Annotated in this window: 23 protein-coding genes and 2 pseudogenes; 15 read left to right on the forward strand and 10 right to left on the reverse strand. The window is 55.5% G+C overall.

Translation table 11 applies throughout. The annotated features are described in order from the left end of the window. Positions 1 to 70: 70 nt before the first annotated feature. From PH5382_RS19495 to PH5382_RS14305, 5 genes and pseudogenes are all read left to right on the forward strand, one after another. Positions 71 to 199 (forward strand): annotated as a pseudogene (locus PH5382_RS19495) (integrase core domain-containing protein); the annotation flags it as partial. A 215-nt stretch (positions 200 to 414) separates the two neighbouring features. Continuing rightward, positions 415 to 612: a helix-turn-helix domain-containing protein gene (locus PH5382_RS14290; RefSeq protein WP_231751890.1), complete on the forward strand. Its 198-nt coding sequence runs from the start codon at positions 415 to 417 to the stop codon at positions 610 to 612. Further along, complete coding sequence (locus PH5382_RS14295) at positions 609 to 1,679, forward strand: permease (protein ID WP_058335080.1); 1,071 nt, start codon at positions 609 to 611, stop codon at positions 1,677 to 1,679. Before PH5382_RS14290 ends, PH5382_RS14295 begins: the two co-directional genes overlap by 4 nt. Positions 1,680 to 1,746: 67 nt before the next feature. Then, positions 1,747 to 1,983 (forward strand): thioredoxin family protein, encoded by a 237-nt coding sequence (locus PH5382_RS14300; RefSeq protein ID WP_058335081.1) that lies wholly within the window; start codon positions 1,747 to 1,749, stop codon positions 1,981 to 1,983. A gap of 25 nt (positions 1,984 to 2,008) precedes the next feature. Further along, positions 2,009 to 2,932: an MBL fold metallo-hydrolase gene (locus tag PH5382_RS14305; protein WP_058335082.1), complete on the forward strand. Its 924-nt coding sequence runs from the start codon at positions 2,009 to 2,011 to the stop codon at positions 2,930 to 2,932. Between the two features lie 152 nt (positions 2,933 to 3,084). On the opposite strand, the gene PH5382_RS14310 is transcribed toward PH5382_RS14305, so the two are convergent. From PH5382_RS14310 to PH5382_RS20310, 4 genes are all read right to left on the reverse strand, one after another. After that, positions 3,085 to 3,516: an RDD family protein gene (locus PH5382_RS14310; RefSeq protein ID WP_058335083.1), complete on the reverse strand. Its 432-nt coding sequence runs from the start codon at positions 3,514 to 3,516 to the stop codon at positions 3,085 to 3,087. A 114-nt stretch (positions 3,517 to 3,630) separates the two neighbouring features. After that, positions 3,631 to 4,080 carry a DUF2852 domain-containing protein gene (locus tag PH5382_RS14315; protein WP_058335084.1) on the reverse strand — a complete coding sequence of 150 codons (450 nt, stop codon included), beginning with the start codon at positions 4,078 to 4,080 and terminating at the stop codon, positions 3,631 to 3,633. 224 nt (positions 4,081 to 4,304) lie between these two features. Beyond that, positions 4,305 to 4,883, reverse strand: coding sequence for an IS5 family transposase (locus PH5382_RS14320; RefSeq protein WP_058335085.1), 579 nt, complete (start codon positions 4,881 to 4,883; stop codon positions 4,305 to 4,307). 82 nt (positions 4,884 to 4,965) lie between these two features. Then, positions 4,966 to 5,097, reverse strand: a complete 132-nt coding sequence (locus PH5382_RS20310) for a hypothetical protein (protein ID WP_255354107.1) — start codon at positions 5,095 to 5,097, stop codon at positions 4,966 to 4,968. Between the two features lie 153 nt (positions 5,098 to 5,250). Between PH5382_RS20310 and PH5382_RS14325 the strand changes: the two genes are divergently transcribed. From PH5382_RS14325 to PH5382_RS14335, 3 genes are all read left to right on the forward strand, one after another. Then, on the forward strand, positions 5,251 to 5,880 hold the full coding sequence (locus PH5382_RS14325) for a sigma-70 family RNA polymerase sigma factor (RefSeq protein ID WP_156414921.1): 630 nt from the start codon (positions 5,251 to 5,253) through the stop codon (positions 5,878 to 5,880). Beyond that, entirely contained in the window at positions 5,881 to 6,516 is a 636-nt protein-coding gene (locus PH5382_RS14330; protein ID WP_058335086.1) for a ChrR family anti-sigma-E factor, read from the forward strand. A 178-nt stretch (positions 6,517 to 6,694) separates the two neighbouring features. Continuing rightward, positions 6,695 to 7,210 (forward strand): fasciclin domain-containing protein, encoded by a 516-nt coding sequence (locus PH5382_RS14335; RefSeq protein ID WP_058335087.1) that lies wholly within the window; start codon positions 6,695 to 6,697, stop codon positions 7,208 to 7,210. A gap of 38 nt (positions 7,211 to 7,248) precedes the next feature. Here the strand turns inward: PH5382_RS14335 and PH5382_RS14340 are convergent, their stop codons facing one another. Beyond that, positions 7,249 to 7,974 carry an SDR family NAD(P)-dependent oxidoreductase gene (locus PH5382_RS14340; RefSeq protein ID WP_058335088.1) on the reverse strand — a complete coding sequence of 242 codons (726 nt, stop codon included), beginning with the start codon at positions 7,972 to 7,974 and terminating at the stop codon, positions 7,249 to 7,251. Continuing rightward, positions 7,971 to 8,738: a DUF1365 domain-containing protein gene (locus tag PH5382_RS14345; RefSeq protein WP_058335153.1), complete on the reverse strand. Its 768-nt coding sequence runs from the start codon at positions 8,736 to 8,738 to the stop codon at positions 7,971 to 7,973. Before PH5382_RS14345 ends, PH5382_RS14340 begins: the two co-directional genes overlap by 4 nt. 124 nt (positions 8,739 to 8,862) lie before the next feature. On the opposite strand from PH5382_RS14345, the gene PH5382_RS14350 reads away from it, so the two are divergent. The 6 genes and pseudogenes from PH5382_RS14350 to PH5382_RS20355 all read left to right on the forward strand — a co-directional run. Next, the gene (locus PH5382_RS14350) at positions 8,863 to 10,212 is read left to right on the forward strand and encodes an NAD(P)/FAD-dependent oxidoreductase (RefSeq protein ID WP_058335089.1); all 1,350 of its coding nucleotides are present in this window, start codon (positions 8,863 to 8,865) and stop codon (positions 10,210 to 10,212) included. Beyond that, positions 10,151 to 11,308 carry an SAM-dependent methyltransferase gene (locus PH5382_RS14355; protein ID WP_058335090.1) on the forward strand — a complete coding sequence of 386 codons (1,158 nt, stop codon included), beginning with the start codon at positions 10,151 to 10,153 and terminating at the stop codon, positions 11,306 to 11,308. Before PH5382_RS14350 ends, PH5382_RS14355 begins: the two co-directional genes overlap by 62 nt. Next, positions 11,301 to 11,795: a hypothetical protein gene (locus PH5382_RS14360; RefSeq protein WP_058335091.1), complete on the forward strand. Its 495-nt coding sequence runs from the start codon at positions 11,301 to 11,303 to the stop codon at positions 11,793 to 11,795. The genes PH5382_RS14355 and PH5382_RS14360 overlap by 8 nt, the downstream gene beginning before the upstream one ends. Further along, entirely contained in the window at positions 11,795 to 13,021 is a 1,227-nt protein-coding gene (locus tag PH5382_RS14365) for an MFS transporter (protein ID WP_058335092.1), read from the forward strand. The genes PH5382_RS14360 and PH5382_RS14365 overlap by 1 nt, the downstream gene beginning before the upstream one ends. Then, positions 13,018 to 13,563, forward strand: a complete 546-nt coding sequence (locus PH5382_RS14370; RefSeq protein ID WP_058335093.1) for a DUF3833 family protein — start codon at positions 13,018 to 13,020, stop codon at positions 13,561 to 13,563. Before PH5382_RS14365 ends, PH5382_RS14370 begins: the two co-directional genes overlap by 4 nt. A 120-nt stretch (positions 13,564 to 13,683) precedes the next feature. After that, a pseudogene (locus tag PH5382_RS20355) lies at positions 13,684 to 13,827 on the forward strand (transposase); the annotation flags it as partial. 10 nt (positions 13,828 to 13,837) lie between these two features. On the opposite strand, the gene PH5382_RS14375 reads toward PH5382_RS20355, so the two are convergent. After that, positions 13,838 to 16,429: a hybrid sensor histidine kinase/response regulator gene (locus PH5382_RS14375; protein WP_231751891.1), complete on the reverse strand. Its 2,592-nt coding sequence runs from the start codon at positions 16,427 to 16,429 to the stop codon at positions 13,838 to 13,840. 141 nt (positions 16,430 to 16,570) lie between these two features. Beyond that, complete coding sequence (locus PH5382_RS14380; protein ID WP_058335094.1) at positions 16,571 to 17,110, reverse strand: putative pterin-binding protein; 540 nt, start codon at positions 17,108 to 17,110, stop codon at positions 16,571 to 16,573. A gap of 484 nt (positions 17,111 to 17,594) precedes the next feature. On the opposite strand from PH5382_RS14380, the gene PH5382_RS14385 reads away from it, so the two are divergent. Next, positions 17,595 to 18,209 carry a response regulator transcription factor gene (locus PH5382_RS14385; protein WP_058335095.1) on the forward strand — a complete coding sequence of 205 codons (615 nt, stop codon included), beginning with the start codon at positions 17,595 to 17,597 and terminating at the stop codon, positions 18,207 to 18,209. 48 nt (positions 18,210 to 18,257) lie between these two features. On the opposite strand, the gene PH5382_RS19780 is transcribed toward PH5382_RS14385, so the two are convergent. Together PH5382_RS19780 and PH5382_RS14390 are read right to left on the reverse strand one after the other, a co-directional pair. Then, positions 18,258 to 18,419: a hypothetical protein gene (locus PH5382_RS19780; protein WP_156414922.1), complete on the reverse strand. Its 162-nt coding sequence runs from the start codon at positions 18,417 to 18,419 to the stop codon at positions 18,258 to 18,260. Between the two features lie 12 nt (positions 18,420 to 18,431). After that, positions 18,432 to 20,117, reverse strand: coding sequence for a glycosyltransferase (locus tag PH5382_RS14390; protein ID WP_058335096.1), 1,686 nt, complete (start codon positions 20,115 to 20,117; stop codon positions 18,432 to 18,434). Positions 20,118 to 20,463: the final 346 nt, after the last annotated feature.

The following is a 20,463-nucleotide window of genomic DNA, read 5'->3' on the forward strand; positions in this document are numbered from 1 at the left end:
CATATACTCCAGCTACCATGCTGGATTCACGAAATGAATCCCTCACCCGATTTGTACAACAAAGCCACGTGAAGCCCAAATCATCATCGAAAACTGGAGAAAATACTACAATACCAAACGACCCCATAGTGCATTGGGCTACCGCCCACCTGCGCCAGAGACCATCATCCAGATGGACCAACGGCCAATCATGCACTAACTTTCAAGTTGGACCACCCAAGTGGCGCTGCTCAAGGGCTCCCCCAAGTCAGCCTAGGTTTGACTTGGGTCAATGCGCATATGCGCGTCTCGACATATTCCCCACCATGAATGTGGAGATCTCTATGCGACAGATCATGCAAGCCCTGTGCGACCCGACCCGCCGCGCGGCTCTCGCTCCTCTCTGGAGTGGGGGAGTACTGTGTTTGCGAACTGATGGCGCGACTGAATGTCAGCCAGAGTCGGATGTCGCGGCACATGAAGGCGTTGCGCGAAGCCGGGCCCGTGCTTGATCGGCGCGATGCGCAATGGGTGCGCTACATGCGGAACCCGGATCTCGCAAAAGAACATGCCGCAGTCATCGACGCGGTTCTGATTGCCGAAAGCGTTTTGGAGGGGAAGAAAGTCGCATGACCATCGAAACACATGACACAGCTACCGATACCCCGGCAGATCGCGGGCTGGACGACTGGCGATGGGTTCTCGGCGTCTCCCTTGCGGGGCTAGTCCTCTATGTTCTGTATGGCCAGCTGATCCCCTTTTCCGAATGGGTCACCGGCTTGTTTCCGGTGGACCGGGAGAGCCATACAGGTGAAGCAATCGCCTTTTTTGTCTATGACGTTCCCAAGGTGCTGATACTGCTGACCGGTATCGTCTTTGTGACCGGAGTTCTGCGAAGCTGGTTCAGCCCGGAAAAGACCCGTGCGATTCTGGCCGGTAAGAGCCAGATCTGGGGCTACCCGCTGGCAGCCGCTCTGGGGGTACTGACACCGTTTTGTTCCTGCTCTTCGGTGCCGCTTTTTATCGGTTTCGTCTCTGCGGGCATTCCACTGGGCGTGACCTTTTCGTTTCTGATTGCAGGGCCGATGGTTGGGCCTGTGGGGCTTGGCTTGCTCTATGGCCTTGTTGGCTGGCAGATCGCCACGATCTATCTCGTCTTTGGTTTCAGCATCGCCACGGGTGCGGGGTTCGTCCTTGGTCGAATGGGTTTGGAACGCTATCTGCAAGACTGGGTCCGCGAATTGAACGCGGGGCCTGTCAGCGCCCTTCCAGAAGAGAGCCTGACGCTGGTTGATCGTCTCAGGATTGGCCTTGAACAGGTGCGCGAGATTGTCGGCAAGGTCTGGATCTGGGTACTGGTCGGCATCGGCATAGGAGCTGCGATCCACGGCTATGTGCCCGAAGAACTGATGCTGCGGATCATGGGTGGTGAGGCCTGGTGGTCGGTTCCTGCGGCTGTTGTCGTCGGCGTGCCGATGTACACCAATGCGGCGGGGGTCATCCCCATTGTCGAAGCTCTCTTGGGCAAGGGCGCGGCACTCGGCACGACACTGGCTTTCATGATGTCGGTGATCGCGCTGTCGCTCCCTGAAATGATCATCCTCAAACAGGTCCTAACCCTGCGCTTGATCGCGATTTTTCTCGCAGTGGTCGCGTCCGGCATCCTCGCCACCGGCTTCCTGTTCAACGCCTTGCTATAAACGGCGCTGCAGCGCGCGATTTTTGCCGCCCGGCAGGTCGACATCACACTTTGAAAGGCTATCCACAATGAAAAACGTCAAAGTCTACGGCCCCGGCTGCAAACGCTGTGAAGCCACAGAAACCATGGTCAAGGAAGTCGCCGCCAAGCTGGGCATGGAGGTCGCGGTCGAGAAGGTTTCTAACCCGCGCGAAATCGCCATGGCAGGGGTCATGTCGACGCCCGGTATTTCGGTCGACGGCAAGCTGGTCCATGCCGGTGGCCTGCCGGACGCGGCCAAACTCGAAGGCTGGCTCACAGCCTGATCGGAATTTTCTGGGAGGAAAACACTTGAAGATCAAATTGATAATCGCAGCGCTGTTGGCACTGCCGGGCCTTGCGATGGCCGAAAACCTGACCGGCAGTCTGACGGTACAGCCCGTCACTGACAATGTCTGGGCCATCGTCGGCGAAACCGCGCAACGTAGTCCGGCCAATCTTGCCAATAACGCAACCTTCGGTCTGGTTGTGACGCAGGATGGGGCCGTGCTCGTGGATCCTGGTGGGTCGTGGCAAGGGGCGGAGGCGCTGCATGAGGTGGTCCGCAGTGTCACCGATCAGTCCGTCGCTTACGTCATCAACACAGGCGGGCAGGATCACCGCTGGCTCGGCAATGGCTACTGGCAGGCCCAGGGGGCGACCGTGATTGCATCTGATGCGGCGGTCGAAGATCACCACGCCCGCGCCTCACAACACCTGAGCGCTCTGGCACATTTTCTGGGCGATGGGCTGGATGGGACCGAGCCTGCCTATGCCGATGTTACTTTCGCAAACGACTATCAGCTCGACGTCGGAGGTTTCAGCTTTGAAATCATCCATCGTGGACCGGCGCACACGCTTGGTGACAGTTTTGTCTGGCTGGAAGCGCGCGATGTGATGTTTACCGGCGATATCGTCTATGTGGACCGTCTTCTGGGGAATGGGCCCGCGCGCGACACGGATAGCTGGATCTCGGTATTCGACGCGATGGCAGCATTAAAACCTGCGCATATCGTACCCGGGCATGGACCCGCCACTAATCTGGCCACGGCGCGGCGCGACACCTACGACTATCTGGTCAACCTGCGCACACAAATCGGCGCGCTGATCGAAGATGGCGGTGATATCATTGACGCTCCAAAGATTGACCAGTCCGCATGGGCTCATCTGGCGCAGTTCGATGCATTGGCGGGCCGCAATGCTCAAGCCACCTATGAAGAGATGGAGTGGGAATAAGAGGCGCAGGCTGCTTAGCCAGCCTGCGCCTCTTCTCGATTGGGTCGCGATGCAAATCGCCCGCTGGGTGCCATAGTAAAGGGAAGCACGCCTTTAGGTGATCTCGGGGGCAAATCTGTAAAAGCTTAGGTCCCCCGAGCACACAAGGGCAATCAAGCCCGACGGTTGAGCATGGCGGTGCCCAGCAATGCGTCACTCAAACCTTGTCCTCGAGCAGTGGTCAGCATCATGATGATGGAAATCACCTGCAGAACCGGCACAGCCAGGGACAGGGTGTAGCCTGCAGTGTGCAGCGTGGCCTGAGCCGTATCCAGGCGTTGCCCGGAGAGGTTTCGCAACTCCAGCCCTGCAAACCGCATCCCCCATGTGGCGGAGCCATTCGCGATCGTGACGGTTCGGTAGACAAAGCCAACCACCAGATACAGAAGCGGCCAGATAAACAAGCCGAGAAAACCGGTCAGGGGGATTGCCAACAGACACAAGGCCACAATGACGATACTGTCCAACCCCCAGGCTATCAGCCGTTTGAAGGCAACCGAGGCGTAGAATTCGGCCTGATAGTCAGGGTCTGGCAGGGCGTTCATCGGCGGGGGTCCTTGTTTTGTGGGGGGGTTGGGAAGTTATGGGGGAGACTGGACAGACTGGACAGGTCGACCCTCCCCGTCCAGTCGGACGAAGAGGGCTCGAGGTCATCAAGACTAGTGGGCCTTGGCAGCTGCCTCAGCTTCTTCGGCGGATTCATCGGCTTCAGGGGCGGCGCTGCGTTCATCCATGAACTCGTCGAATTCGGCCTTGTCTTTAGCGTCACGCAGGCGCTGCAGGAAGGTCTCAAAATCGTTCTGCTCCTGTTCAAGACGGCGCAACGTGTCTTCTTTGTAGGCGTCAAATGCGGAATTCCCAGAGGGTTTCATTGCGGACATGCCGTGGCGAGCCCAGGGTTTCCAGCTGTGGGTGCGGCAGGATTTATTGAACATGCGTTTGCTCCAGATCATGTAGAAAAGAAGGGCGAGGCCGATTGGCCAGAAAAAGACAAAGCCAAGAACCATGGCGGCAATCCAGGCGCCTTTGCCTCTTTGGTCCAGCCAAGCTTCACTGCGGGTGAACCAGCCTTGATGGCTGGAGGAGGCAGGTGAGGTCACAGCGGTCATATTGTGTCTCCAGGTTTGAGTGAATGTAAATGTTGTTCACATTACTGGATATCGGTGTGGCGGGTCTCCTCTTCAAGTATCTATGTAAATCTTTTTCACATTATTCGTTTTACGTATTCTTTTTGTTGGAATATCTGCGAATGCCTCTGCGTGTGATTTAGCTGTAGCGGGGCTTTGTTGCACAAATCAGGGTTTGGACGTGCTTCCCCTTACCCCAGCCGGACTTAGCCTACAGGTTCCGTGACAGGTATACCAAGGGCGGTGTAGCGGTTCAGCACCGCGAAGCGGATTTGAATTTCGGCAACCTGCCGATCAAAATCCCTCGCCATCAACGATTGGCCGAGTAATTTTATACAATGCATCCACTGACCGGCAGGTGATGCCTGCATCACCGAGAGGGGGCCTTCACCTTCGGCTTTGATGCCTGTGCTGTCGATGAGGAGGTTCAGCGGTCCCGAGGAACCGCGATATGATAGGTTTACGTTCAGTGTCGTCTGGGTCTTCTGGCGACGGCATAAAGTGCTGAAATCGGGCACCACCCAATCCAAGCCAACCAACCGTAGCAGGCTCTGGACAAGCCCATTTGTTTGGCGCAGCGGCATGCCGAACAGTACTTTCATGGTCAGACAAGTTTGGATAGCCGCGTCACTGAATTGCCGTTGACGCCCCCGCTTGCCGCTTGAGGGCGGCGTCCAAACCATCTCGGGATCAAACCAGATCGACAACGACCCGCGCTGCTTCAAGCTGTCATTGTACGACGACCAATTCTTGGTCTTGTATTTCGTAGGTGCACAGCTGCCCATGCCTTCAGCTATCACGCTGGTTTCATACAGTGAATCCTATCAACCCATTTGTGCAACGATGCCTCGCTCATCCGTCCGAACCTCATCCCAGCAAGTAGGGATTGGTGAAGGTGTCGCCATCCCAGATGCCATCCGCCGCGTGGGCCGCAGCGTGCTGAGCTAGGTCGAGCGCATCCATCTCGGCATAGCTGCGCCCGGAAACGGTCAGATCCACAATATAAGCGCGCTCCAGAACTAGGGATGGGCCGGGCTGATTGTATCCACCCCAAGGCACTGTACGCAGGCGCGACCATGACCGGAATGCTCTGTTTTGCGTTTTTTTCAATTTTCTAGTGATCCAAAATTTGCCCTCATCCGTAATTTGATTATGATCACAACAACCTTAGCCCCTCCCCCTGTAGGCCGTCGGTATCATCGGCCACCAAAAACTGGATCTACTGTGCTGCAAGAACAGCAGAAAACGTCTCAACTGACGGTTTGGCTTGTTGCGGTCAGGGACCAGCGAGACCGAGCTGCCTTTGGTGAGCTGTTTGATTACTTTGCGCCGCGTCTGAAAGGATTTGTGATGCGCAACGGCAATGGTTCTGCACAGGCTGAAGAGATCGTTCAAGATGTCATGCTGACCGTTTGGCGCAAGGCTTCGTTGTTCGATCCCCACCGTGCCCAGGCCTCGGCCTGGATTTATCAAATCGCCCGTAACAGGCAGATTGATATTGTTCGGAAAGAAAACCGACCTATACCCGAGGAATTGGCCCACGATCCTGGCTCTGAAGCCGATGCCAGTCAAATCCTCGCGTTTGATCAAGAAGCCAAGCAATTAAAAGCTGCAATTGAACAGCTTCAGCCAGACCAAAAAGAAATGATCGAGAAGGCCTACCTTGGTGATCTTACACACAAGGAGATTAGTGTTCAAACCGGCCTGCCACTTGGCACTGTGAAATCACGCATTCGGCTGGGACTTCGCCGATTGCGAAAAGAGTTGAAGGGGTTGCGCTAGATGTCTGCGATCACACATCACATCCCGGATGCCATGATGGCCGCCTATGTCTCGGGAACCTTGCCACACCCATTTGCAGTGGTAGTTGCCGCCCATGTTTCGCTCTGCGCCGAGTGCAACGCCTCTCTTGGGGCGCATCAAGCCGTCGGTGGTGCATTGCTTGAAGGGGCCGATCATATGGCGGTGTCCTCTGGACTGAAAACTGATTTGATGGCGATGCTGGACGCACCCACCCGGCCCGAACCCGTCTATGATGCGCAAGGCTGCTATCCCGGCCCAGTCATGGCGGCGCTCAAAGGCAAACCACCCCGCTGGAAGCCGCTTGGAATGGGCGTCAAGCAAAGCATCCTGTCTGAATCCCACGGCGGATCTGTGCGCCTGCTCTATATCCCTGCTGGGCAAGCGGTTCCGGATCATAGCCACAATGGCCTTGAACTGACGCTGGTCCTGCAAGGGAGCTTTAGCGATGAAACCGGACGCTTTGGCGTCGGTGATGTTGAAATTGGCGACGAAGATCTGGAACATACGCCGATTGCCGATGCCGGGGACGCTTGCATTTGCCTTGCTGCAACGGATGCGCCCCTGCGGTTTAACGCTTTCCTGCCGCGACTTTTGCAACCTATTTTTCGCATCTAGCGACGGGCTGAACTCCACGTCGACAAAGACCCGCAACCTGCGGGTCTTTTTTTGTTAAACCCTTATAATAAATAACATTTCCGTGATCTCGAAATCCGCACCACGCCCCGAAACGTATCCTTTGTACGAACCTAAACTGCTAAGGGTGATACGCCCACAACGTCCAAGGAGACAGATTATGAAAACCAGTTTCAAATCCGCATGTGTAGCCCTCGTTTTGTCCGCCGCCGCCGTGAGCGCGCAGGCCGACACAATTGTCGAGATCGCCGCTGCTGACGAACGTTTTTCGACTCTTGTGGCTGCTGTAGGGGCCGCTGGTTTGGCCCAGGCGCTCTCTGGCCCAGGGCCTTTCACAGTCTATGCGCCAGTGAATGACGCCTTCGCAGCGCTGCCAGAGGGCACCGTTGAAACCCTGTTGAAGCCAGAAAACAAGGATCAATTGACCAATGTGCTTTTGTACCATGTCGATGACCGCAAACTGTCCGCCGACATGATCCCAGCCGGTTCAAACTATTTCAAACCACTGCTGGCAAGCGAACGTCTCTGCATCACCTCAGGTCGTGACGGTGTGAGCATTGCAGATGGTTCTGGTAAAATTGCAAATGTGGTGATCGCGGATATTCTGGCTGAAAATGGTGTGATCCATGTGATCGACAAGGTTTTGCTGCCTGGGAAGCGTCCGGCCTGTCACTAAGCAAAATCACGGGCCCCGTCGCGCTGCGCGGGGCCTTCCTATTTACCGCGATACACAATCCAGTCAGGTAGCAGATGCAAGATCTTGATGACCCAGGAAAAAGGTCGTGGAAAATCCGTTCTAAAACCTCGGCGCTTCATGGCCCTCAAAACATGGGCTGCCGCCATTTCCGCCGACATCAACTGTGGCATCGCAAAACTGTTTTTATCAGTGAGCCGCGTTTTGATAAAACCGGGATTAACAATACGTACAGTGATACCGCTGCCCTTCAGGTCGTGCCGCATCGTTTCCGCCAGGCTCATCAAGGCAGACTTACTTGCGCCATAGCCAATGGCAGCGGGCAAGCCGTGATACCCGGCCAGTGACCCAATCAGCGTGACATCCCCTTGTCCTTTGGAGACAAACTGCGGCACAACGTGCCCCAGAACCCGCAATGCACCAGTAAAATTCACCTCCAGCATTGCTATCGCAGCGCCGCTGTCCCACTCCTGACTGCGCATCGGTTCATAGGCACCGGCGTTGTAGATCACGCCATCAATGGAGCCCACGGCTTTAGCTGCGTTTTCAACGGAATGTGAATCGGTCACATCCATCACCAGAGGCCTCGCAGCCCCGAGTGTTTGAGCCAGGTCTTTCAGACGCACCTCAGAGCGTGCGGAAAGGATCACATGTGCCCCAGCAGCCACCAGCTCTTTGGCGATCTCGCGGCCCAGGCCTTCGCTGGCACCGACCAACCAGTAGGTTTTGCCCTGGAGCGGGTTCACGATCCTGTCCCACTGGCTTTGGCATCGGAGACAAGCGGCGTTGGCGGTTCGGGCTTTCGCAAAAACGGCGCTCCTTTGAGAAAAAGCTTCAATGCCTGCCAATAAATGAGTGCCACCACCCGCACCGCACCAAACGGGCGCCGAACTGCAGCCTTTGCCAAGGCACCTGTGGTTATTGGGGTTCGCAAGCCATTCAACGTCGCCAAAACGCCCTGATCACCATTTTTGTAGGAAATTCGGATATTAAACGCCTGCTCTGTCATCTCAAAGTTGAAGCCATACTGCCCGGCGACCTGCTGGAACGGTGAGACATGCATCAGCTTTCTCGCCTCGATCTGGTCTTCCCGCTTGATCGGGCGAAAATCCGCATGCGCACAAAAGTAGCAATGGCGATGGCCAAAGGTGTTGTTCACCTCAGCGACAAAGGCGCGCGGTGTACCATCGATGACAGCGATCCAAAAGCTCACCGGATTGAAATGAAACCATAGGAAACTGGGTTGAGTCAAAAGCAAGAGCTGCGCCTTTTCGAGCGGTAACCCGCGTCGTTGCAATTCTTTTTGAAACCAGGCGACTCCCTGCCCTCCTCCGCGCGGGCCACCATGATGCCGGTCCTGAATCGAAAACAGGTTGAACCGGTTGCGCGATAAAAGCGGCGGCGCGCCAGTTGCCATATCGGTCAACACATAGTCGACGCCATAGCGAAAGGCATTTTTCAGACTGCCACGACGGGCGTGATAGGTTTGGGCTGAGACAATTTCGATCATGGTTTCAATACGGAACAAAGCGGCGATCGGATCACTTCTGATCTTCGCTTTCTCAAACAATAAGTGATCCACTTTTCAAGTCCCTGCGTATTCCTTTTTGAACCTAAGCCAAAACGAGGACCGTATGCTGGATCAAACCCAAGGCCCGCGCCGCAAGATCGCCATCATAGGAGGCGGTATTTCCGGCCTCGCTGCGGCCTACTACCTGTCCTCTCATCATGACGTGACCCTCTATGAGGCAGCGCCGCAATTGGGTGGGCATGCACGTACTGTTTTGGCAGGAAAGACAGGTCAACAGCCTGTCGATACAGGGTTTATCGTTTTCAATTACGCGACCTATCCCTATCTGACACGCCTGTTTCGCGAGCTTGATGTACCAGTGATCAAAAGCGAAATGAGTTTTTGTGCCAGTATCGACGACGGCAGGATCGAGTACGGGTTGAACAGTCTCGCCGCGATTTGCGCACAGAAACGAAATCTTGCTAGGCCGCAGTTTTACAAAATGGTCTATGACATCCTGCGTTTTGGAAAAGAAGCCGAAGCCGCTGCGACGGATGATAACAAAACAATTGGTGAGCTGGTGGCGGAGCTGGGACTGGGGCGTTGGTTTCGCGACAACTACCTGATGCCGATGTGTGGTGCGATCTGGTCAACGCCGGTGACCGATGTGGATGCCTTTCCGGCAAAATCCTTGGTGCATTTTTTTCGCAATCACGCCTTGTTGGCTGGTGCCGGACAACACCAGTGGTGGACTGTGAAAGGCGGCAGCATTGAATATGTGCGCCGCCTTGAGGCCGCGCTCTTGGCACGTGGCTGCTCAGTTCACTCTGCGACACCAATCGAGCAGGTGAAGCGCGACGCCTCTGGCGTGACGGTGGTAGCGCAGGGGCAAGGGAGCCAAAGCTATGATGAGGTGGTCTTTGCCTGCCATTCCGATCAGGCGCTAACTATTCTGGGCCAAGACGCCACCGCAGAAGAAAGCACGGCGCTAGGCGCAATCCGCTATCAGTCTAATACTGCCGTTTTGCATTGTGACGATGGTCAAATGCCAAAACGACGGAGCTGCTGGTCAAGCTGGGCCTATCGCAGCCAGGATGGCGGCGTCGGCGTGACCTATTGGATGAACCGTCTACAGAGCATTCCCGAAAGTGACCCATTGTTTGTGACGCTGAACCCGACGCGTCCTATTGCTGCTGACAAGATCTACGATCAGGTCAAATTTTCACACCCCGTTTTTGACAAGGCCGCGTTGCAGGCACAGCGTGATCTGCGCGCCATGCAAGGCAAACGCAACACCTGGTTCGCCGGGGCGTATAACCGCCATGGCTTTCACGAAGACGGCATTGCCAGCGCCATGCGCATTGTCCGCATGATGAACGCCCCCACCGCCCTGACCCCCAAAGGATCCCAGCATGACGTTAACGAACAAAGCCATGACCTCGCAATTCCTGGAGACCTGCGCGCAACTGCGTGAAGGTCGGCTGACACTGCGCACACCGGATGGCGCGCGCTATCAGTTTGGAGATCACGGGCCAGAGGCCGAGATGCAAATCCGCGATTGGGCGGCGGTCTCGGCGATGGCGGCCCATGGGCAAGTGGGACTGGGCGAGGCCTATGTCCAGGGTCTCTGGGACAGCCCTTCGATTGAGGGCCTGATGACGTTGGCCATGTTGAACCGCGACCATTTGGGCAGCTATGATCAGGCAAACCCATTTCATCGCGCCAAATTCCGGATCATTGACCGCATGCTGCGGGCCAATTCCAAACGCGGATCGCGCAAGAACATTCGCGCCCATTACGATGTTGGCAACGAATTTTACCAGCTGTGGCTCGACGAAGGCATGTCCTATTCCTCTGGCATCTTTGGCGACACCGGTGATGATCTCGCGCAGGCGCAAACTCTTAAAAATGAACGCGTTCTGTCCCGACTAACCTCTGGTGAGAAGGTATTGGAAATCGGCTGTGGCTGGGGCGGATTTGCCGAACAGGCCAGCGCTGAAGGACGCGATGTGACTGGCGTCACGATTTCGCAAAATCAACATAGCTATGCAGACTGCCGCCTGGATGGACGGGCCGACATTCAGTTGCGCGACTATCGCGATGTTCAAGGTAAATTCGACAATATCGTGTCCATTGAGATGATCGAAGCCGTGGGAGAAAAATACTGGCCCAGCTATTTCAGCACGCTAAAACACAACCTGGCCACTGGCGGTCGGGTGATGCTGCAGGCGATTACGGTGCCCGATGACTTCTTTGAGACCTACCGCACCTCTTCGGACTATATCCGGCAATATGTCTTTCCCGGTGGAATGCTGTTGTCAGACCGGATCATTGAGGAGCAGGCAAAGTACTCCGGTCTTCAGGTCAAAAGCAACTTTGCCTTTGGTCAGGACTACGCCAAGACCTGCAGGATCTGGGCCGAACGTCTGGTCGGGCAGAAAAAAAAGATCATGGAACAGGGACACGACGAAGTGTTCTTTCGCAACTGGCAGTATTATCTGGAGATTTGTGCAGCGTCTTTTTCGATTGGGCATACAAATGTTGTTCAAGTTGAGCTGGCCCATGCGTAGTCTGATCCTCTGTGCCTGCCTGTACCTGGTTCCGCCTGCCGGTATCGCCGCGACGGTGCCCACAGCGTTGACCGGCGCCGAACAACGCGGACAGGCGACCTTTAGACACCTCGGACTACAAGTTTATGAAGCGCGCCTGTTTACCGAAGGTGGCGGGCCTTTGGATTGGTCACAGGATTTTGGACTGGAGCTGACATATCAGCGCAAGCTCAGCCAGAATGATTTGGTGGAGGCCACGCTGCGGGAAATGAAACCCATGAGCAATGTGCCTCCGATCCGTGCGCAGCTGGAGCGCTGTTATCAGGGCGTAAGACCCGGAGATCGATACCTGGCAGTGAGTAAAGGGCCGGATCAAGTCAGCTTTTGGCGCAATGATCGCGCGGTTTGCACTCTGTCCCAAAAAGGCATCAAAACTCACTTTATGGCCAGTTTTCTAAGTGAAAACAGTCGTTCTCCCCGCTTCACACGCGCGCTTCTGGGCCAGTGATGCTCTATCCGAGGATCAGCCTCTATGCTCTCATGTTGGCCAGTGCCGGGATTCCATTGTACATCCATCTGCCACAATTTGCTGCAACAAACCTAGGAATTGGTCTCGGCACACTTGGGGTGGTGCTGCTGGCGATACGGCTTTTGGATCTGATCCAGGACCCGTTGATAGGCTGGGCCATAGATCGCTGGCCGCAGACGCAGGCCGGTTTTGCGCTGGCCGCCGCTGCGGGGCTGACATTTGGCTTTCCGCTTTTGTTTGGATTGCGGGACGGCCCGTTTGTTTTGGTCAAGATGGTCATGATCCTAGTGCTGCTGTTCTCAGCCTACAGTTTGGGCATGATTTTACTCTACGGACGGAGCGCAACTTTAGCCAGATCGGCGGAACCACGTGCCCTGATGACCCTGGCTGCTTTCCGCGAAAGCGGGATGTTGATGGGGGTCATTTTGACGGCCATCGCTCCGGCTATGCTTGTCAGTCTGGGAGCCTCTGGCCAGGGATATACCGCATTTGGTTTTCTTTTGGGCGCGATCGCGATTGTCACTGCGGTTTTGACGCGACCGATTTGGGTCCGACCAGTTGTCATGGGGCGACAGCTTAGTTTTGCCGCCCTGCAACACTCTGGCGGCGTAAAACTGCTTATCCTGGCGGTGCTGAACAGCCTGCCGGTGGCTTTGACCTCAACCCTGTTTCTTTTCTTTGTGCAAGACTACCTGACCCTTGCAAAGCTGGCTGGACCATTCTTGGTCTTGTTCTTTCTATCCGCCGGAGTCAGCGTGCCTGGCTGGGGCGTCTTAAGTCATCGGATCGGGGCAAAAACCGCGCTGCTGATTGGCATGCCCCTTGCTATTGCCAGCTTTGTTGGTGCCGCGTTTCTTGCACCTGGCAATGCGGTTGGCTTTGCCTTCATCTGCATTGCCTCAGGTGCAGCGCTTGGGGCCGATATGGTGCTCTTACCTGCATTGTTTAGCATTGCGCTGGCCAAAGCCGGTCTGAGCGCAGGCACGGCCTTTGGGATATGGTCATTTGCCGGAAAGCTCGCCCTGGCTTTAGCTGCTGCAATTGCTTTACCCTTATTGGAAACCCACGGTTTCACGCCTGCCGCAGACAACAGTCCAGAAGCACTACGTGCACTTGTCATTGCCTATGCCATCCTTCCCTGTTTTCTCAAAACTGCAGCCTTCTGCTATGCGCTAAGGTTGCCCTCTGAAAGTTCGTCTCTATGAAACTGCTTGTCGCTTGTCTCTTGATTGTGCTTTTTGCCATGATTGCAAAAACCTTTCTGTTCAGTTTTCGGTTCCAATCGCCTAGCGATTACACTGAAACAGGCCCCGAGTTTGACCTGACGACACACCTGTCAGGCGAGATCCTGTCGGAAGGGCTGATTTTTGGCCCAAATGGCAAAATGACCAACAGTTTTGTCGCAAAAATGGTCGGCACATGGGAAGGCGACAGCGGCACATTGACCGAGGAATTCACCTATTCCAATGGCAAAAGCCAAAATCGTAAATGGTTTCTAACGCTTGGCCCGGGCAACACATTTACGGCCACTGCAGACGATTTGGTCGGAGAGGGACAAGGCATCATTTCGGGATCGACCGTTCAATTGACCTATGAAATTATCCTGCCCCAAGAATCTGGCGGCCATACGTTGCAAGCTACCGATTGGATGTATCTAACGGCGAATGGCGCGATCATAAACAAATCAGAGATGCGCAAGTTCGGCCTGAAAGTGGCGGAGCTGGTTGCAACGATGCGGCCCAATTAAAAAATCCGAAGCCGCACTCTGTCCGAAGCCGTACCCTGAAGGTGTCCAAAGCTGGAGCGGCGCATTCACCTAAAAACTAGGGGCATTGAAAGGTGGTGGCGGAAGGGAGGGGCGGCGTGAAAACGAAAAGCATTTAGTGCGGCACAGTTCATTTGGATCCTGAAGGAACGCAAAGCTGGTATGGGCGCAATGGAGCTTTGCCAAAAGCACCGTACCAGCGATGGCACATTATACAAATGGCAGATCCTCCATAAAACGGATCTCGATGTTCCCGTTAGCAGTGTTCCAGAACCACTGATTTTGCTCTTTTCCAGGCCTGTTGGATGGCCGATTTCTCAAGTGCCTGCATCTCGGTCGCCATCTCCACCTCCAAAAGGCAGGTGCGCAGGGAGGAAAGCCCCAAGACCGCCGCCGATCCGGCCAGTTTATGCGCCTCGCTGCGCAGGGCCGCGGTAAGTTCTGAGGCTGCAAGAAGGGTTTCAAGAAAGCTCTCGACCTCGCGATCATAGCTCAGCAGGAAGCCGCAGGCGCGCTCATCGCCCAGAGCTTCGAAGAACTGGAGAATATCTGACCTTTGCGACAGGTCCGCCGCTCCAGTTTCGGATCCGGTACGACTGGCAATGAGGTCCGTAAGCCTCTGACTGCTCACAGGCTTGGTTACCACTTCCACAAAGCCAGCTTTCAAGATCCGCGCATGATCTTCTGGCGCTGTATGGGCCGTAAGAGCAACGATATCGATCCCCGGGGCCAATTCCGCTGCCCGGATCCGCCTGATTGCTTCAATCCCATCCACCTCGGGCATGCTTATATCCATCAGAATCAGGTCAAAACTGTCCTGGCGACAGGCCTCCACCGCCTCGGCGCCCCCAGAGGCCGTGATCACGAAATGCCCCTGCCGTTGCAGCATGTGCTGAAGCAGCTCGCGGTTGATGTCATTGTCCTCGACCACAAGGATTCTGGTAGAAGAATGGTTTGGCCCGTCTGCATCCTCGCAGATTTCAGCTGCCGTCTGCCTTGGCACCTGAATTGTGCCCTTGGATCCAGTCGGGCATGGCGGCGACATGCGACCGGACCCAGATCCTGCCTGCGCCGTCATTTGAGCCGTTGGAAGCGGCAGGATCAACGAAAACAGACTGCCCTCGCCCGGTTCGCTCTCGCAAGTGATGGTGCCGCCCATCACCTGCACGATCCGTCGAGTGATGGCGAGCCCCAAGCCGGTGCCCTCGCTACCGCGTTTGAAACTGGAATCGAGGGTGATGAAATCTTCGAAAATGCGCTCGAGATCCTGTGACCCGATCCCGTGGCCAGTATCAGAAACATGAAACTCTACCATTCCCTGATCGGATCCGCGCATTACATCCACCAGAACTGCGCCATTGCTAGTGAACTTGATCGCGTTGCCGATCAGGTTGAGTAAGGCTTGCTGCAACGCACGTGGCCGCCCAGCCACCATTTCCCCTCCGGCGATATTAATTTGCAACGTCAACGTGTTTCCGCGATTGTGGGCATTCGCCTGCTGGCTTTCGACCAAGCCTGAAATCAGTTCTTTGAGATCAAAAATCTGCAATTTTTCCGGGGCGACTCCTGCCTCGAGGCTGGACAGCTGCAAAACGTCGTTGACATGATGCAGCAGCAGCTCTCCCGAGACCCGCATGGCATTTAGATAGCGGCTTTGCTCGGCGTCAGGATGCGTGCCTTCCAACAGATCGATCGCCCCAAGAACACCAGTCAGAGGCGTACGCATCTCGTGGCTCATCACCGTCAGCAGGTTAGCCTTGGCACGCTCCCCAGCAAGCGCATCATCGCGAGCGCGCCGCAGCTCTTCCTCAGAGGCCACCCGGTCTGAAATATCCCGAATGAAACCAACAAAGACCTGATCAGCCTGGCTGCGACTGATCGACAAGGAGACCTCAACAGGGAAGATTTCGCCGGATTTGCGTTGCGCCTCTAGCTGGATGCGCCCAGCCCCGGCGACCCGGGCTTCGCCCGTTTTCAGAAAGCGTGTCATTCCGGCACGATGAGCTTCGCGCAGATGCGGTGGGATGATCAATTCGTCCATGGCAGCGCCAATCGCTTCATCGCGACTATAGCCAAAAATTGCCTCAGCAGCGCCGTTGAACGCCTGTATCTTGTTGTTCTTTCCAACAACCAGAATCGCGTCTAGAGAAGAAGAAATCATCGCCTCCATTCGAGAGGCAGCCTTGCTGCGTTCTGCAGCCAGAACACGCCCCCGGCGATACATCCAGCCCAACAAAAGCGCCGTCACCGCCAGCGCCAAAAACAATGCCAGCACGACCCAGGCCAGTCGCAGCAGGATGGAAAACAGATGCAAACGCTTAGTTTCAGTCGCTTCGACCTGGATGACCACCCCAAAGAGCGCCAGCTCGCGCACATCATCGCCATTGTCCGCAAGCTTTTGCGAAACCTGTGGCAGATTCTGCATCAAATCAGCATCATCGACATCAATCAGGGTCGCCAGAGCTTCAAGTCGCAGCCACAACCGCTCCAGCAATCTGCCACCGGCGGTGTTCTCTCGCAGATCGGTAAACAGCGGGCTTTCCTGGAAGGTGTCAATGCGGCTGTAATAGATGTCGAATTGCCGCCGCAGCTGATACAGATCAGCAGGCGTTTTTACCGCGTGCACAGCTGCGTCCAGCTTGAGGAAATCAACTTCGGCCTGAGACAGCACCCATTGCATATTGTCGGTGGCGGCCGTCGAAAGCTCATCTAGGCGCTGCACTACTTCGTGCCCCATACGGACAGACTGCACTGTCAGCAGTGGCAGAACCAGCAGCACCAGCGCCAGCAAGAATTTGAAAACAGCAGACCCGTAACGCCTTTGCACCTTGGCCACGGCCAGCGACACGGCCCTGCTCGGCCCTGAAAACCTCATTCCTGAAAGCGACCCTTTATCACGGGCCCTGGTCTGATCGCCGACTGGAACATCCTCCAGATTTGAACCCTTACTCCAGACATAGGCCAAGCCATTTCACGTCGCTACAAATCTCTACTCGGTGACGGTGGCGATGCTGAGGCTCTCCAATTGCCAAATGCTGCGCGAATAGATCGCTTCGGTTTTATAGGCCGGATTGCTGTCATAAGGGTAAACGAGCCACAACGGTCCCTTGGAACGTAGCGGCATTGTTTTGCCATTGCGTTCATAGGCAATGATCGGGCCACCCTCGACGGCATCCGAAAGCGGGATCTCGATCATATAGTCATTGACCGCCCGCGCCTGAAGCACCCCTTGTTTTACTTCAAGCGGCGCGATCAGATCCACCAGCGGAACTCCGGTAAAACGCTGCACCCCTGTGGTCCAGATGGTCTCGGTCTCAAAACTTTCTGCTCCCATTGCGCGCAGCTGCGACAGGGTGAACTTCTGCGTCAGCCCGGCTTCGGCGACCACCTCGATTGTCAACAGGATCTCTTCGGAGGATTGGACACCTGCCGCATCCTGTTGAGAAACAGTCTCTGCCTGAGACGGTCCACCAAAGGCCACAAACGCGACCAGAGCAGCAATGGGAAGGAACTTTCCCCAATTGAACATGTCATTTCTCCTCATTCCGGCTTATCCCGCCACCAACTCAAATAGGTCAAGCCGCTCCCGCAATCAGACGAATGGATCAGATTGATAGGCTCGGCTCTCATGGCACTTCGAATAGAAATCAAGTGCCATTCGTCCGGCAAGTCTGACACAAGACACCGCCCGGCTCACCTGCGCCTGCGGATAGCCCTATATCCTTCCGTATAGGAGCCCGATCCACTGCAACAAACTGTTGCAACATAACCTGGCTCTTTCTGGATAATTTCCTATTAATCCTGTGCTAAATCGAGGTTCAAAGCAGCCCAGAATAAATTCAATTTCAGACAATGTCTTGGTGTCAAATACCCTTTTAACGTCCCTGATGTAACGTCCCTGATGGCCTATACAAAAGAGACAAGCCTAGTCCGAATGGCAGAAATCTTGATGGAATTGAAACGCTTGACCGCGTAGGCTTTGAGAAATCAATTTAAGCAACTGCAAGGTTATCATGCGTATTTTGCTGGCAGACGACCACGATATGGTTCGCGAAACCATTTCCGCCTACCTCACCTCCGAGGGTGGCGCTGAGGTATCACTGGCGACAGACCTTGCCGGTGCGCTTGAAATCATCAAACAACATGGGCCGTTTGACCTGGTTCTTCTAGACTATCAGATGCCCGGCATGCATGGGCTTTCCGGTATGACACAGGCGATTGCCGCCAATAACGGCAAGGGCGTCGCAATTTTATCCGGCAGTGCCCCGGCCAAGACCGCCCGCGAAGCATTGGATGCCGGGGCCATCGGATTCATCCCCAAAACCATGGGAGCGCAATCACTTCTTAATGCCGTGCGCTTCATGAGTGCCGGTGAGATCTATGTCCCTGTTGAGCTGATGCGACAGGAGGCAACAGCACCATCACATCCGCTCGCCGACAAACTCAGCCCCCGAGAGCAGGAAGTGCTTGAGGGTCTGTGCCGGGGCCTGTCCAACAAGGAAATCGCCCGCGAGCTGGATCTTCAGGAAGTGACCATCAAATTGCACGTGCGCACGCTCTGCCGCAAGCTGGATGCAAAGAACCGCACCCAAGCCGCGCTGACGGCAAAAGAGGCCGGTCTGTTTTAATCGCCTGTGGGCTGCCGACACTCATACCCCTTCGAAAGGGCACTTTTCTCACAGGCAGTGAGCCGAAAAGAAATTATTCAGAAACAAAAATCGGATCGCGGGATCGCGCGCCAATAGCCAGTTGAGCTTGCCTTCCTGTGTACCCGACCCGGAGTTGTCCACGCCAATCGACCGAGCACCCAGCCCGCTGTCATCTTGGCCCGCTGTCATCTTGGCCCGCTGTCATACTGGCCCGCTGTCATACTGGCCCCTGTTATCCAGGCCCCTGTTATCCGGTTGCCTGTCATCCTGCGCCCCGCCATTAAACTCAGCCCCGCCGAATTCCGCTTTCCTAAGCCCGCTCCAATCCAGCGGAGCGCTATCTGGATCCATATAGCCAAACCCGACAGCGCCATCTGGGCCATCTGGCGAAAGGAAATGCCGAACACGGCTCGCCCATTCAAACAGGGTGACGCCGCCATGAACCACTGACGTGACGCACAGCGTATAGGGCAGTAAGATCCATGGATTGCGCTGGTATTCCAGCACCAAAACTCCAAGTAGAACCCGGACGAGAAACACCAGGCTAATCCAGAAAGCGGCGAACCCTGGCCGCATCATTTCTCCGCTGAGCAGAACCAACGGCACAAAGATCGCCAGCAGGGCAGACAGGCGTAGGTCCACCACCCGCAGCCAGACAAAAGTCGGGATATTCACCGGCCCCATGGCAATCACTTGACCGCTGCGCTGCATCATCTGCCCCGACCAGCGCCGCAAATGCAGCGCGATCCGGTGCCAGCCAACCCCTTTCAGCAGGCTGATCGAATAGACGTGCACATCCGGTACAAAGAGCATTTTTCCTTTATTTTTCAGCAGGTGACACCAGGTAATTGAATCGGCAACCGACAGCCTGCGAAAGCGGCTCGCCTGCTCAAGCCCCTGTTGATGCACCTCTTGCGCGCAAATGAAGCTTTCGTCCAAAATATCGCGCGCGCGCAGAATGCGTATCCGCCCGGAAAACGGCAGGATCCGTCCTGACAGTGCCTGCGAGGACAGCTCCTGGCGCCGCTGTTCAAACCGCAATCGCAGCCAGGTGCAAATCCAGGAGGCCCCAAAGCAGATCGCTTTCTGATCGGTCGTTACAAGCTGCAACTCCATGTCCAGAGCAAACAGTGGCAGTGTCTTTTTCAGAACATCCGGCCCCAGGATGGTGTCATCATCAAGAAAGATAATCAGATCGTCCGGCCCTGCCCCCCAGCGACGGATCTCGCGCAGCACCTTGCCCATCGAAACAAAATGCCCAGCGGTTTGAAGCCTGATAAAAACCAGTTCAAGGCCCAGCTCGTCTTCGCCCAGTTCCCTCTCCCGAGCAGCCTCTTCAAACAATTCGTTCAAAATAGCTTCGTCATAAGCACTGGTGGTGCCGTAGTAGACCGTCGTGGGGATCGCTTCGTTGCGGATTTGTCTGACCAGTTCAAAGATGACTTGCCGCCCAAGTTCGGGTGTCTCAAAGCAGGCCGTGATTTGGATGTGCAGGCGTTCAGGGCGCCATCCCTTTGTCCAGATCCTGTCGGCGCGTCGCCGGAGCGCGGGCCAGTCGCTGGACGAGTAGCGCCTAGCTCGCCGATAGGTCAGTCCCGACCAAAACAGCCGCCAGGCTCCGAGCGCGGCGAGTCCCAGGGACAGCTGAAAAACGCTGGACTGCATAAGACCGGACTGCATAAGACTGTCCTGCAAAAAAAACTGCCAACCATAGGCCAGCGGCAAAACGATCAAGAAACTACAGACACCAACAACAAGTAATTGAGCGGTTTTGCGATTGGCCGGTTCGGCATCTTCTGACAGAACGGAGCGATCCCGATCGCGCTGCGCCAATATCTGCGCTTGCAGGTCCGCACCCCAGGTGCGCGTTGCTTCAGGCTTCCTCATACCGCCTCCTCAACCAACCAAACCAAACTGCGGTCTTTCCCAGTCCCGCAGGGCTGCGTCGAACCACCTATAAAAAACCGCACCCATGTTTCTGTTCGACCCGATAGCCCTGAATGACCCTCAATGACCCAGTGCGGCAGAAGCGACAAAAATGCTGGTTATTCCGGCTTAATTTGTTGGTTCGATCTGTTCAATAGTAGCATCCCCTTCACCCGTTCAACTTTTCGCGCATGAGCCAAAAAGTTCGCAAAAATCAACCCTTACGTGCCAAAATCATTCCTTCAGCAGCCCTGCGCAACCCAGACACGAAGGCGTTCTCCACTCCAGCTGGCAGCCAGAAGTTGAA

The sequence above is a fragment of the Phaeobacter sp. CECT 5382 genome, from assembly GCF_001457775.1.
Classification (GTDB): domain Bacteria; phylum Pseudomonadota; class Alphaproteobacteria; order Rhodobacterales; family Rhodobacteraceae; genus Pseudophaeobacter.